General features: G+C 41.1%; 12 protein-coding genes and 2 tRNA genes. 8 read left to right on the forward strand and 6 right to left on the reverse strand.

All coding sequences use genetic code 11. From position 1 onward, the window contains the following. The first annotated feature begins 21 nt into the window (after positions 1 to 21). From CQZ96_RS15045 to CQZ96_RS15060, 4 genes are read left to right on the forward strand one after another with little or no spacing between them, the layout of a single operon-like run. A complete protein-coding gene (locus CQZ96_RS15045) occupies positions 22 to 498 on the forward strand; it encodes a hypothetical protein (protein WP_004725380.1) in 477 nt (158 codons plus the stop codon). Positions 499 to 556: 58 nt separating this feature from the next. Further along, a complete protein-coding gene (locus tag CQZ96_RS15050; RefSeq protein ID WP_089605281.1) occupies positions 557 to 1921 on the forward strand; it encodes a TolC family protein in 1365 nt (454 codons plus the stop codon). A 1-nt stretch (position 1922) separates the two neighbouring features. Beyond that, entirely contained in the window at positions 1923 to 3227 is a 1305-nt protein-coding gene (locus CQZ96_RS15055) for an efflux RND transporter periplasmic adaptor subunit (protein ID WP_105713822.1), read from the forward strand. After that, positions 3217 to 6408 carry an efflux RND transporter permease subunit gene (locus CQZ96_RS15060; RefSeq protein WP_105713823.1) on the forward strand — a complete coding sequence of 1064 codons (3192 nt, stop codon included), beginning with the start codon at positions 3217 to 3219 and terminating at the stop codon, positions 6406 to 6408. Before CQZ96_RS15055 ends, CQZ96_RS15060 begins: the two co-directional genes overlap by 11 nt. 72 nt (positions 6409 to 6480) lie before the next feature. Here the strand turns inward: CQZ96_RS15060 and CQZ96_RS15065 are convergent, their stop codons facing one another. After that, positions 6481 to 7281 (reverse strand): DUF4198 domain-containing protein, encoded by an 801-nt coding sequence (locus CQZ96_RS15065; protein ID WP_004725389.1) that lies wholly within the window; start codon positions 7279 to 7281, stop codon positions 6481 to 6483. Positions 7282 to 7433: 152 nt separating this feature from the next. On the opposite strand from CQZ96_RS15065, the gene CQZ96_RS15070 reads away from it, so the two are divergent. Then, positions 7434 to 8402 (forward strand): cation diffusion facilitator family transporter, encoded by a 969-nt coding sequence (locus CQZ96_RS15070; protein WP_105713824.1) that lies wholly within the window; start codon positions 7434 to 7436, stop codon positions 8400 to 8402. 40 nt (positions 8403 to 8442) lie between these two features. On the opposite strand, the gene CQZ96_RS15075 is transcribed toward CQZ96_RS15070, so the two are convergent. From CQZ96_RS15075 to CQZ96_RS15095, 5 genes are all read right to left on the reverse strand, one after another. Further along, positions 8443 to 8784: a hypothetical protein gene (locus tag CQZ96_RS15075; RefSeq protein ID WP_004725393.1), complete on the reverse strand. Its 342-nt coding sequence runs from the start codon at positions 8782 to 8784 to the stop codon at positions 8443 to 8445. A gap of 152 nt (positions 8785 to 8936) precedes the next feature. Beyond that, positions 8937 to 9012, reverse strand: a tRNA-Glu gene (locus CQZ96_RS15080). 26 nt (positions 9013 to 9038) lie between these two features. Further along, positions 9039 to 9114, reverse strand: a tRNA-Ala gene (locus CQZ96_RS15085). Positions 9115 to 9172: 58 nt separating this feature from the next. Beyond that, the gene (gene gltX / locus CQZ96_RS15090; protein WP_004725395.1) at positions 9173 to 10681 is read right to left on the reverse strand and encodes a glutamate--tRNA ligase; all 1509 of its coding nucleotides are present in this window, start codon (positions 10679 to 10681) and stop codon (positions 9173 to 9175) included. A gap of 138 nt (positions 10682 to 10819) precedes the next feature. Further along, the gene (locus CQZ96_RS15095; RefSeq protein ID WP_105713825.1) at positions 10820 to 11131 is read right to left on the reverse strand and encodes a hypothetical protein; all 312 of its coding nucleotides are present in this window, start codon (positions 11129 to 11131) and stop codon (positions 10820 to 10822) included. 363 nt (positions 11132 to 11494) lie between these two features. On the opposite strand from CQZ96_RS15095, the gene CQZ96_RS15100 reads away from it, so the two are divergent. The 3 genes from CQZ96_RS15100 (at position 11495) to CQZ96_RS15110 (ending at position 14283) form a co-directional block, all read left to right on the forward strand. Continuing rightward, positions 11495 to 12487 (forward strand): sulfate ABC transporter substrate-binding protein, encoded by a 993-nt coding sequence (locus CQZ96_RS15100; RefSeq protein ID WP_004725400.1) that lies wholly within the window; start codon positions 11495 to 11497, stop codon positions 12485 to 12487. A 245-nt stretch (positions 12488 to 12732) separates the two neighbouring features. Further along, positions 12733 to 13749, forward strand: coding sequence for a sulfate ABC transporter substrate-binding protein (locus CQZ96_RS15105; RefSeq protein ID WP_004816643.1), 1017 nt, complete (start codon positions 12733 to 12735; stop codon positions 13747 to 13749). Between the two features lie 99 nt (positions 13750 to 13848). Next, positions 13849 to 14283, forward strand: a complete 435-nt coding sequence (locus tag CQZ96_RS15110; protein ID WP_105713826.1) for a GNAT family N-acetyltransferase — start codon at positions 13849 to 13851, stop codon at positions 14281 to 14283. The last annotated feature ends 45 nt before the right edge of the window (positions 14284 to 14328 follow it).

Here is a 14328-nt window from a genome sequence, read left to right on the forward strand (position 1 = left end):
TTTTGATTTCGGATAGAATCTGTGAAACGCTCAAGTGTTTTCATCACAGTCTTGCTTAGTTTGTTTATGTTCCAAAGTCTTTGGAATGTAGCGGCGGCTTTTTGTGATCATGAAAATACTGCGCTTCCATCACAAAGATTAATTAGTCAGCATTTTGGGCACCATAATGCGCCTGATTGTACTCAAGATCAGCAACAGCATCCGCAGCTATTGGATGTGTATGGGATAGATAAACCGATTTCTGATCAGTCCGCGTCAAAACAATTATCAGCACACCAACATGATGTGCGTTCCAATGATTTCCTTAATCATATAAATGATGATCATCGTGACCATTTGCCTTCCTTTGCGCATTTTATTGTGGTTGATGATCAGCAACAAACAGCGCAGCCTAAGTTTATAGGCTACCCTGAATCCCGCTTTATTGGCTGGAATAATTTGTACCAGTCACCCGATCTATATTTGCCTAATCCTCCGCCTCTCTCATCCCCGCTATAAGGTGGGGTAGCCAAAAAGATTGCCCACCGCTAATGGTTTAATTTAGTGGGGCATTTTTATGTCAAAAGAAATACGTAATTTAGTACAAAAGCCTGTATTTGGTTTTAGACCGTCTTTGCTCGGTGCACTGATGTTGAGTGTGATGTCATCTCTTAGTTGGGCAGACAACCCATCTCAAGCATTAACGTTACAACAGGCAATTGCAAAAACTGAGCAATATCAGCAAACGCAGAACGTCTGGCAAACACAGCAACAAATTGCAACGGCGAACATCAAACAAGCAAAACTGTGGACAAATCCAGAGTTATCCGTATCGCAAACGGGTTTTGGTTCCAATCAAGATCAAGAGCTTTCAATTGGTGTTTCTCAACGATTGGATATTTTTGGTGAACGTAAGTCAGCACAGAGGTTGGCACAACTTTCAAAAGATCAAAGTGACTTAAATCAGCGGATTTATCAGGCTCAACTTGAATTGGCTGTGAAATACCAATGGTCACAGCTCGCGATTTTTGAGTTAGAACGCAACGTGGTTCAAGAGCAGCTCAACGTCAGTGAAGAAAATCTGAATGCGATTCAGAAGCGCTATCAAGCCGGGAGTGTCGCTCAGGTTGATGTAGATCGTGCCAGACTGAGTCATGCAGAAAATGCTCGCTTATATCGTCAAGCCGATTTGCAGGTGCAAGTTGCCAAGCAGCAATTGTCCAACCTTTGGGGGGATGCTGATAAATCGATTCGTATCGGTTTAAATCCTCAATCTTTATGGCCGTCTTCGACACACCAACAGGTACAAGAATATCTCGCGGACAATCTTTTTGAAAAATCACGTCAGTTACAGGTGTTGCAAGCAAAAGCGACAGTGGCGCAATTAAAAGCTTCGGCACGGCCTAATCCGACTGTGAATTTAGGTGTGAATCGTACTCGATCACCTGAAACCTCGACTGACAATGCTTTAGTTGTGGGGGTCTCTATCCCATTGAATATTTTCAACCGCCAGCAATACGGTGTGCAAATTGCGCAAGCAAAGCAGGATTTACTCAGTAGACAACAGGAGTTTTATCTCCGCCAAAATGCTTTGCAGGTGGGAACATTGTTGACTGAATTGCAAGGACTGGAAGTACAGTTTAAAGCAGTCGATGAGTCTCAGATTCCGCTTGCAGCTCAGGTTCAACGTAAAACTTTGCAGGGGTTTACTGTCGGTAAATTTGCCGTTAACGATGTGCAACTCGCAACGTTACAGTTGCAAGAAGTGCGTTTGAGAAAAGTGCAATTATTAAAAGATGGCTGGCAACGTGCCATTGAAGCGGAAAGTCTGAGTCTCGGTATTGAACCAAGTCAAATCATGGCAAAAGACGCTTTAGCACAGATCAATCAGAGTTTATGGCAGGAAACACAAGCTTTACCAATCGTGGGCGGGGGAAATTAATATGCTGAATCAATTTAAATCTTTTAAACTTCAGAAAGGCAAAATTTCTCAACGCCTACTGATCATCATTACTATTGTAATGACTGCTCTTATTGCCATGGGGTTGTTCTTTTCAACCAAAAAAGGCACGAGCAAAGAAGGCGGTGAAAAAGAAGCAGAACATGCTGAAGAAGGACATTCACATGATGAAAATGCTAAGGGAACCACCAAAGATGGTTCCGAAGAAGCGAAGCACAGTGAAGAAGAGGGTGGCGAGAAAGAGAATGCTGAAGCCATTAGTCTGACCGCGCAACAGATTACTGAACAAGGAATCAAACTTGCTAAAGTAGAGATGGGCACTGTTACCAAATCAGCTTCTTATCCTGCAAAGGTTATGGTCAATACCGACCGTCAAGCACATGTATCACCTGCATTTAGTGGGCAGGTGGTTGCAGTCAATGTTGAGTTGGGACAGCGTGTGCAAAAAGGGCAGGCATTGGCGACATTGGTGGTGCCTGATTTGGTTGATCAGCAGGCGAATTTACAGGTCGCACAAACAAGCTTAGAGCTGGCACGTCAGGACTATGAACGAGAGCGGCAGTTATGGTCACAAGGTATTTCTGCCAAGCAGGATTATCAACGAGCTTACAATGCCTATAAGCAAGCACAGATTCAGGTACAAGCCACCAGATCTCGTTTATCTGCTTTTGGTGCCTCATCGAGCAGTAATGGTCGTTATGTTCTCACAGCACCAATTGCAGGCATTATCAGTAAAAAAGACTTGGTTATGGGTGAAAATGTACAGCTTGCCAGCCAGTTATTTATCATCGATCAACTGGATCAGCTATGGCTTGAATTTATTGTACCAAGTTCTGAATTCTCAGCGATTGCACCAAATCAACAGCTGGAATTTAAGTCACTGCAAACGGGGAATACCTTTAAAGCACAGATTCAAAGTTTAAATAGTGAAGCTGATGTGCAGACTGGACGTTTACAAGTGCGTGCCAAAGTATTGTCGAATGCGGCTGAATTACGTCCGAATTTGATGGTCAATGTTCAGCTACAACAGCAAGGCACTGCTCAAGCATTGCGTGTACTCAAAAGTGCCATACAGAAAGTTGAAGGAAAGGATATTGTTTTCGTTTCCAGTGAACATGACAAGAAAATCGAGTTTACTGCACAGCCTGTTGTACTGGGTCAGGTATCCGGTGATGGTCAGTGGGTTGAAGTGAAGTCTGGTCTGACTCAAGGTCAGCAATATGCAGGTCAGGGTAGCTTTTTGCTGAAATCTGAATTGGAAAAAGGAGAGGCGAGCCATGGGCATTAATGATTCTTCTGATTCTAAGTTAGATCTCGATGCGGATTCAGCATTACCTCAACCTGAAGGTTTATTTGATCGACTGATTCAATTTTCGATTAAAAATGCCATTTGGGTCATGCTGTTTATTGTGGCATGGATTGGCGTGGGGATTTACGGTTATCAAAAATTACCGATTGATGCTGTACCCGATATCACCAATACCCAAGTGCAAGTGAATACCCAAGCGGCTGGTTTTACTGCATTAGAAGTTGAGCAAAGGATTACCTATCCCATCGAAACTGCGATGGCGGGTTTACCTAAGCTAGAGTTGACCCGTTCTATTTCCCGTTATGGTTTATCGCAAGTGACCATTATTTTTAAAGATGGGACGGATATTTATTGGGCACGACAACAGATTAATCAACGCTTACAAGAAGCCCAAACCGAACTACCAGATGATATTGCACCGACAATGTCCCCTGTATCGACAGGGCTAGGGGAGATTTATCAGTGGGTGATCAAGGCTGAGCCGAATGCGAAAAAACCTGATGGTACGCCCTATACTGCGATGGATTTACGTGAAATGCAGGACTGGATTGTACGACCACAGTTACAGCGTGTTCCCGGCGTTGCAGAGGTCAACTCCATTGGTGGCTTCAATAAAACCTATGTGGTCACGCCCGATTTAAATCGTTTGCAACAATTACAAATCCCTGTCAGTGATCTACAAAACGCTTTAACTGGAAACAATGAAAACCGTGGTGCTGGTTTTGTTGAAACTAATGGGCAGCAATTGACAGTACGTGTTCCAGGAACCTTGAACAATATTGAAGATATTCAAAATGTAAGTATCGGCAATAAAAATGGTTTTCCGATCCGAGTTGCAGATGTAGCGACTGTTTCGATTGGACATGATCTACGTACAGGTGGTGCAACTTACAATGGCGAGGAAACAGTACTCGGTATCGCCATGATGATGATGGGTGAAAATAGCCGTACTGTGGCGAAATCAGTGGATGCCAAAATCAAGGAAGTCCAGCAATCTTTACCGAAAGGTATTGTGATTCAAACCGTATATGACCGGACAGCTTTGGTCGAGCGTGCGATTAGTACAGTACAGAAGAACCTTGTAGAAGGGGCAATTCTGGTTATTGTTATTCTGTTCCTATTTCTTGGTAATTTCCGTGCCGCGTTAATTACTGCGTGTGTAATTCCGTTATCGATGCTGTTTACTTTGGCGGGTATGGCTGAGCAGAAAATTAGTGCCAATCTGATGAGCTTAGGCGCACTAGATTTCGGGATTATTGTGGATGGTGCGGTCGTTATTGTTGAAAACTGTATTCGGCGACTGGCAGAGGCACAGCATGCAAAAGGCAGATTACTCTCACGAGCAGAACGTTTTAAAGAAGTTTTTCTTGCGGCTAAACAGGCACGTCGCCCTTTAATCTTTGGTCAATTAATTATTCTAGTGGTGTACTTGCCTATTTTCGCTCTGTCTGGTGTTGAAGCAAAGCTCTTTCACCCAATGGCTATGACGGTGGTATTGGCACTGGTGGGTGCAATCATTCTTTCGGTTACTTTTGTCCCTGCTGCAGTGGCTTTATTTGTTAATGGTGAAGTTAAAGAAACAGAAAGTCGCTGGATGCTGTGGTTAAAGCAAAAATATGAAAAACTACTCAATTTAGCCTATAACTTTAGAATGTTAGTCGTCACCCTTGCGGTGAGTATTCTGTTTTTAACAGGTGTGCTTGCCACTCAAATTGGTAGTGAATTTGCACCCACCTTGAGTGAGGGCGATTTTGCAGTACAACAAATGCGTTCACCAAGTACTGGCCTAGAGCAGTCTTTACGTATGCAGGAGAATACTGAAAAGTTATTGCTCAAAGAGTTTCCAGAAATCAAAGCTATATTTGCCCGTACAGGGACGGCAGAAGTGGCAACAGATGTCATGCCGCCTAATATTTCCGATGCTGTGGTGCTGTTAAAGCCACGTGATGAATGGAAGAATCCAAAGCAAACAATTGATGAGCTACGTCAACGTATGATTGCATTTCTTGGTACATTACCCGGAAATAATAGTGAGTTTTCTCAACCGATTGAGCTGCGTTTCAACGAATTAATTTCTGGTGTGCGAAGTGATGTGGGGATCAAGATTTTTGGCGATGATATGGAGGTGTTGAATCAGCAAGCCACTAAGATTGCACAACAAATCAAAGGGATTACTGGCGCAACTGCCGTCAATGTGGAACAGACTTCAGGCCTACCACTTTTAAATGTTGAAGTGAACAAAGCCGCGGCAGCGCAATATGGTCTGTCGGTGAGAGCGATTCAAGACTTGGTGGCAACCAGTGTCGGCGGGCAGAATGTTGGTCAGATCTTACAAGGTGACCGCCGTTTCGACTTTGTGATTCGTCTGGATGATGCTCAACGTACACCTGAACATCTGGCCGTTTTACCTATTCAAACACCGAATGGTGGTCTAATCCAACTTCAGGATGTGGCTAAAGTTGAAAATATCCTCGGTATTAATCAGGTTAGTCGTGAAAATGGTAAACGTCGTGTCGTTGTGACCGCTAATGTCGAAGGGCGCGATTTGGGCTCATTTGTCACCGAATTACAATCGACTTTGGCGAAGCAGGAAATGCCTGCGGGATATTGGTTGAGTTATGGCGGACAGTTCGAAAACCTAACCTCTGCGAAGGCACGTATGCAGCTGGTCGTTCCACTGGCGCTGATAACTATTTTTGTGCTGTTGATGGCCGTTTTCCATAACTTTAAGGAAAGTTTGCTGGTATTTACTGGTGTTCCATTTGCACTGTGTGGTGGTTTGATTGCACTGTGGCTTCGCGGTATACCATTGTCGATGTCTGCAGGTGTGGGCTTTATCGCGCTCTCAGGTGTGGCGGTATTAAATGGTTTGGTAATGTTGACCTTTATTAAGGAATTACGTCAACAACTGGATGTTTATCAGGCCACATGGCAAGGTGCAATTTTACGTTTAAGGCCCGTATTGATGACGGCTTGTGTGGCATCGTTAGGTTTTGTGCCGATGGCGTTGGCTACAGGGACAGGTGCGGAAGTTCAGCGTCCACTGGCAACCGTGGTGATTGGCGGCATCATGTCATCCACCTTACTGACTTTGGTGATTTTACCGGTGATTTATCGCTGGATGAATGAACGTAAAGTTAAAGCACAAATGGATGGTTGATCGTTAATTTAAAAATAACCTCACCGTTCTTAGCCAAGAAGGGTGAGGCATTGAAACTGTATAGACAGTTTATTATTGGCTAACAGGCAATACACCTAAACTAATGATGGTGTAATTTTGATTTACAGGTTGAGTGGTTTGGTTAAATGCTTCACTGATTTCAAGCAGATATTGCCCTGAATAAGGAAAAGTGACTGTCGCTGAACCATCTTGAGCAACCGGAACTTTTTGCGCTTGTTTATCGGTTTGCCCTTGAGCACGGATGAGCAGTTCAGCATTTTTGAGTGCTTGTCCTGATTTTTTAATCAAGATTTGTACAGGTTGCTGCGCAGTAATGCTGTTGGGGTGGGTTTTAAATTCGACTTGTATTGCAGCATCAGTGTTGTTTTGAATAGGTGACGTTTTTTCTTTAGAAATATAGCTTTGGATTGACCATTCTCGGTTAATGGTGATCGGTACAGGCGGTTTCTTAAAGTCAGCAGGAATCACATATTCGCGCTCAGCGATCTTACCTGCTTTCTCAGCAGGGACATCAAAAAGCATTTTCCATTCTTTATTATGTTGGACATATTTGAGTGGGAAAGACGCTTTGCTGAACAGGTGATAGGTGCCTGCTTGTGGTAAGGCTAAGTCAAACACCGTAGCCGATTTTAAAGTGCTTGCAGCTTCAACTTGTAATTTGCTTTGATCTGGTTGAATCACGTTGAGCGCGGTTTGTTTCATGGCATGTTCTGCATTTAGTGCTTCTTCAGCATAGGATGCAATCACTGGGATTTGTGTATTTGTGGTGTTATAGCCCAGAGGTGCAACATAGGGTTCATGTGCATAACTATAAGAGCAAAGAAGTACAGAAAGGTAGAGGTATTTTTTCATTGTCGATATTCCATTAACAGGGGTATTTGAACTGTGGAAAATATAGTCGCCATTATATAGAAGAAACCTTATTATTGATAATAATAATTATTATCAATAATAAATAGAAAAAATATTCAATATTTTGATAAAACAAAATCAGAGGTATGAACATGAGTGAACAACAAGGGCATGATCATAGTCATGCTGTCGTCACAGAAGGAAATGTAAAAAAACTAACCTTTGCATTGGCGTTAACCAGTACCTTTCTAATTGTTGAAGTGATTGCGGGTTTCATGACGCAAAGCTTGGCTTTATTGTCCGATGCAGCACATATGTTTACTGATGCAGCAGCATTGGCAATTGCATTGGTTGCCATCAAAATTGGTAAATTACCCGCAGATGATAAACGGACCTTTGGCTATCAGCGTTTTGAAATTTTAGCAGCGCTGTTTAATGCCATGATGCTGTTTGTGGTTGCAATTTATATTCTCTATGAGGCGTATCAGCGCTTTAGCCAACCCCCTGAAATTCAGAGTGTCGGTATGATGGTTGTGGCGGTTATTGGGTTGGTGATTAACCTCATTTCAATGAAGATTTTATTCTCCAGTTCAAAGGAAAGCCTCAATATAAAAGGTGCTTATCTGGAAGTGTTAAGTGATGCACTGGGTTCTGTGGGGGTGATCATCGGGGGCGCAATTATTTATTTCACCGGCTGGATGTGGGTGGATACGATTATTGCTGTACTCATTGGCTTTTGGGTCTTACCAAGAACATGGGTTCTGCTAAAACAAAGTATCAATATCTTACTGGAAGGTGTGCCTGAGGAAATTGATATTGAAAAATTACGTAATGATCTTTTATCGGTTAAAGGTGTAGAAAGTATTCATCAACTTAAGGTTTGGGCCATTACATCTAAAAATGTGCATCTGACAGTACATTTATTTGCACCAGAAGCGGATCGGAATCAACTGTATCAACAGGTCATGGAAATGCTCAGCCATCAACATGGGATTACTGAGATGACGCTACAAATTGAAGACAATGAGTGTATGGTGCATTCGCATGAATCAGATGGGCATGATCACAGTAATGCTGATGATGACACACATACAGATGAAGCAAAAAACCATTCACATTAAGGTGAATGGTTTGATTTGAACATGAGGCAAAGCTGAAGGATTAGATTTGCCACTCATGATTGCAGTCACGGCACTTCCAGCTTTTATTGGCTTGCATAAATGATTGCATTGATATTTTAAAATCAGGCAGATCACGCCAAAACATTACCCCTGCAATCACAGCTGCAATGAAGACCACAACTGTTGCAATTTGCAATGTTTGACCTGCACCGTTGCTGAAAATCCACATCACAATACTAATGACGACCAGTAACAACAAAATAAACAGTAACGGAATCAAAAATACCAAGCTTTTTGGAACAACAGGACGTACAGCAGGCGTATTCCCATGGGTAACAGGCAAGATTTTTCGACTTTGGCACTTTGGACATTGGTATTGCATGGTGGCTCCACATTTATAATCTAAGCATATTCTAATCGTTCTATTTTAGAATGCAAAAAAGACTGAATAGCAGCTTAAAAGCAAAATTTAGGCAATAAAAAACCCAAGTCATTATGCTTGGGCTTTTTACAAAGATGTCGCCATCTTGAATATGGCGTCCCTACGGGGATTCGAACCCCGGTTACCGCCGTGAAAGGGCGATGTCCTAGGCCTCTAGACGATAGGGACAAGTGAGGCAACACAGGTAAAACTTTTGGTGGAGTCAAGGAGGATCGAACTCCTGACCTCTACAATGCCATTGTAGCGCTCTACCAACTGAGCTATAACCCCCAGTCTGTGTGAGCGCAATATTAGGGATATTGCGCTCACACGTCAACAGAAAATTTAATTAAGCTTCATCAACTGCATCATTTTTCGGCAATTTGATGCTTTCGTTCAGTTTTTCCCAAACTTTTGCTTCTTTTTTGCTCGGGCCACCCACAATTTCAAGTGCATGACGTAAACGGGCAAAGGTTAAATCCGGGCCAATGGTGACCATCGATTGCATCACAGGAGTAGATGATGTTGAACCAGCAATTGCGATAAAGAATGCTGGCATGAAATCACGGAGTTTGATTTCCATTTGATTCGCTAAATCCATCAATGTTTGGCTCACAGTATCGTTGTTCCAGGTAAACAAGCTTTCTAAACGCCAAATTGCAAATTGTAAGCTTTGACGAACTTGTTCTTCAGTCAACTTTTTGCTGTCAAATTGCTCTTTGGTCAATGTTGGGAATTGATTGAAGTAAAAACCAGCCCAATTTACTGCTTCAGACAGTAAGTTAATACGTGGTTGAATGGCCGCAGCAATATCTTCTAAGGTTTGGCGATCAGATTTCCAAGCCAAAAGTGTATTTAACAGTTCAGCAGGGCTGAGTGCTTTGATCCATTGTCCATTGAGCCAGTTTAGTTTTTCAACATCAAAAATTGGACCACCCAAAGACACACGTTGAATATCAAAGTGTTCAATCATTTCAGCCAAAGAGAATTTTTCTCTTTCATCTGGCATTGACCAACCCATACGGCCTAAATAGTTTAGTAACGCTTCAGGCAGCACACCGATGTCTTTATAGTAGTTGATTGAGGTTGGATTTTTACGTTTAGACAATTTTGACTTGTCTGGGTTACGCAACAATGGCATATGGCACAATGTTGGCATGTCCCAACCAAAATATTGGTAGAGCAACTGGTGTTTTGGTGCAGATGGAATCCATTCTTCACCACGAATCACATGGGTGATTTCCATTAAATGGTCATCGACTACATTGGCTAAATGATAAGTTGGCAAACCATCTGTTTTGAGTAGAATTTGCATGTCGACTTGCGCCCAAGGAATCTCCACTTCACCACGAAGTAAGTCATTGAATTGGCAAACGCCTTCTTCAGGGACTTTCATACGGATCACATGGGCTTCACCCGCAGCCAAACGCTGTTGTACCTCTTCTGGGGAAAGTTTTAGGCCACGACCGTCATAACCAGGGGTTTCACCACGGGCTTGTTGTTCAGCACGCATTTGATCAAGCTCTTCCGCCGTTGCGAAACAGTAAAAGGCATGACCTTTTTCAACAAGTTCTAAAGCATATTGTTTATAGATTCCCATTCGCTCAGATTGGCGATAAGGAGCATGAGGTCCGCCGATATCAGGCCCTTCTGACCAATTTAAACCTAACCAACGCAGCGAATCTAAAATCATTTTTTCAGATTCAGGGGTTGAGCGGAGTTGGTCAGTATCTTCAATACGAAGAATAAATTCGCCACCATGTTGTTGTGCAAAGCATAAATTAAACAAGGCGATATAGGCAGTGCCTACATGCGGAAAACCAGTTGGAGAGGGTGCAATACGAGTACGGACTTTCATAACTAAATATTATTCAGAATGTAAATTGAAACTATTATAACGAAAAAGCCCAACTGCTTAAGGGTTAATTCACCAATAAACGATTGGGCTTCTAAATTCTTTTGAGGAGCGTAGAATTTATTTTTCTAAATCAAATTTTTACAAAGTATGCGGTTGGAATAAAGCTTGTACAAAACAAGAAAATTTTTGATGTTGTTCAGCTAAAAAGTTTTGTGAGGCTGTGGTTTTAATCGACGTTAAAACTTTAAGCTGATCTTTATCTGAGATCAGTTTATTCTCGCCACGCTTTTGTTGATTGAGCGCTTTTTCAATCGGTGATTGTTTATCTACCACAACAATTAATGATTGTATTGGCTTGGTCGTATCTTTAATTGCAGCAGTATGGCCTGTTTGTGCCATCACTGTGAGTCCTAGACTTAAGCCCAAGATCTTTAAATAAGAATTATTCATTCCATCGGCTCCCCTTGACGGTCAAATTTTTGTTCTTGAACATGTTTATTGTAGCAAAACAACTTACAAAAAGCATAACTACGTCACATTTTTTAATAATACTACACAAAAAATGTTTAAAAAACAATCATTGAAACGAAATGTAATATTTTAATTGATAACATATAAATGTGGATGAATCGTGAAGAATTCAAGTTTAGGTTAATTTGTGTAAAAAATATACTCAATAATTTACATGAGTAATACACATTTTTAGATATCTTAAATTATGAATAAGATAGTTTAAATATTTATAAGTAATTGATTGTTAAATTAAAACAATAAAAATATAGTGCTTCTAAATCATTAGAAACCGAGAAAGAAATGAAAAAACTACTGCTTTTAAGTGCGATCAGTTTAATCGTCACAGGGAATGCTTATGCAGCGAAAGAATTTTTAAATGTATCTTACGATCCTACCCGTGAATTTTATCAAGAATATAACAAGAGTTTTGGTCAATTTTGGAAATCAAAAACAGGTCAAGATATTGAATTTAAGCAGTCTCATGGCGGTTCTGGTAAGCAAGCACGCTCAGTGGTAGATGGTTTGCAAGCAGATGTGGTGACACTGGCTTTGGCTAATGATATTGATGAAATTGTCAATGCGGGTCTGATTGAAAAAGGCTGGCAAAAAGAATTTCCAAATAATTCTGCACCCTACACATCTACCGTTGTTTTTTTAGTGCGTAAAGGCAATCCCAAAGCAATTAAAGATTGGAATGATTTGGTAAAACCTGGGGTTGAAATTATCACACCAAACCCTAAAACAGGCGGTGCGCCGCGTTGGATTTATTTATCAGCGTGGGGCTATGCATTAAAACAACCGGGTGGCAATGATGCAAAAGCGCGTGAATTAGTCAAACAAATATATAAAAATGTCAAAGTGTTAGATTCAGGCGCACGTGGCTCGCTCACAACATTTGCGGATCGTGGTATTGGCGATGTTTTGTTGTCTTGGGAAAATGAAGCAATTTTGGCGACGTCTGGTCCAGATAAAGATAAATATCAAATTATTTATCCATCCATTTCAATCCTAGCTGAGCCTTCAGTCGCAATCGTCGATAAAGTGGTTGATAAAGATGGTAATCGTAATTTAGCGAAAGGCTATTTAAATTATCTTTATTCACCTGTAGGGCAGGACTTGGCAGCAAAATATAATTTCCGTCCGCGTAATGCCAAAGCTGCGGGCAAATATGCGGCAAAATTTCCAAAAATTAAACTCTTTACCATAGATCAAGTTTTTGGTGGTTGGGCAAAAGCGCAAAAAACCCATTTTGCCAATGGGGGAATTTACGATCAATTTACGGCTGAAAAGTAATTTGAATCAAATACAAACAAGTCCTCTTTGATCAAAGGGGGCTTTTTTTAGCCTTATACTTTTGTGATGAAAATAAATAAAACAGACAAAATATAAACCACAGCAATGTTGAGCGCTTTCATCAATTAAAACAATAGATTGATTTTTAATCTGTGCTGAGTTTGCTGGTATTTCGCTTTTTGATTGAAGTTTATTCGCTTATTTCATATATTTAGAATAATTTTAGCGATGTTAGCACTCATAATATGAAAACTAATTTTAAAGCACTGATGAGTGCTGTGGTTATTGCGACGGGATTAACTGTTGCAACGACAGCAAGTTATGCTGCTGACCGTGAATTTTTAAATGTGTCTTATGATGCAACGCGTGAGTTTTATGATGAGTTTAATAAATCATTTGGTGCTTACTGGAAATCTCGTACAGGCAAGACTGTTGATTTTAAACAATCGCATGGTGGTTCGGGAAAACAAGCGCGTGCTGTGGTTGATGGCTTAAAAGGTGATGTGGTGACCTTAGCTTTGGCCAATGATATCAATGAAATTGTGAAATCAGGTCAAATTAATCCGGGTTGGGAAAAAGAATTTCCAAATAACTCAGCACCGTATACGTCTACCGTTGTATTTTTGGTACGCAAAGGCAATCCCAAAGGTATCAAAGATTGGACAGATTTGACCAAACCTGGTGTACAAATCATTACCCCTAATCCTAAAACAGGCGGTTTACCACGCTGGATCTATCTCTCAGCTTGGGGCTATGCACTTAAACAACCGGGTGGTAATGATGCTAAAGCACGTGAGTTTGTTTCTAAGATGTACCATAACGTAAAAGTTATGGATCCAGCTGCACGTGCATCGATGACCACATTTGCTGAACGTGGGATTGGTGATGTTTTACTGACTTGGGAAAATGAAGCCATGGTGAGTAAGAAAGCATCTGGCAATAAATTTGATATTGTCTATCCATCGATGTCAATTTTGACTGAACCGTCAGTGGCAATTGTTGATAAAACAGTAGAGAAGAATGGCAATAAATGGTTAGCAACGGGTTATATTAACTATTTGTATTCTCCAATAGGTCAAGATATGGCAGCACGTCATTTCTATCGCCCGCGCAATGCAAAAATCTTAGCTAAATATTCCAATCAATTCCCTGAACTGAAAACATTTACCATTGATGAAGTCTTTGGTGGTTGGGCAAAAGCACAGCAGACGCACTTTGCCAATGGCGGTGTTTTCGATCAGATTTATAATAGCAAGCGCTGAGCATCAACTATTTTGATTGAAAAAACCTCCTTTTTAGGAGGTTTTTTCAATCTGTTATGAATCAGTTAGACTAATCAAAGTGAGTAATCAATTTAAACTATGGATATTACGCTAAGGCTTGCGACTGAAAATGATATTGAGGTTATTTTTGATATACGAACGTCAGTCAAAGAAAACCATTTGTCAAAACAACAACTGACTGAACTGGGTATCACTGAGTCGGTCATATTGGATTTAATTCAAAATACTTCGACTGTCTGGCTTGCAGAACTGCAGCATCAAGTATGTGGTTTTTCGATCGCAGATTTAACCGACGGCAGCGTATTTGCCATGTTTGTCCACCCGGATTTTGAAGCCAAAGGTGTCGGAACTGCACTTTTGAAAAAAGCAGAAGATTTATTATTTGAATACTTTCAAGAAATTTGCTTGGAAACTGATCAAAAAAGTCGTGCTTTTGAATTTTATCTCCGACAAGGTTGGCGTGTTTCAGCGTATTTTGACAATGGTGATGTGAAAATGCTCAAGACACGATAACGCTTTGTCGCAGGATGGATGAGCTATTTTTTGTACTGAACTTTT

The organism is Acinetobacter sp. MYb10 (assembly GCF_002980175.2).
Classification (GTDB): Bacteria; Pseudomonadota; Gammaproteobacteria; order Pseudomonadales; family Moraxellaceae; genus Acinetobacter; species Acinetobacter guillouiae.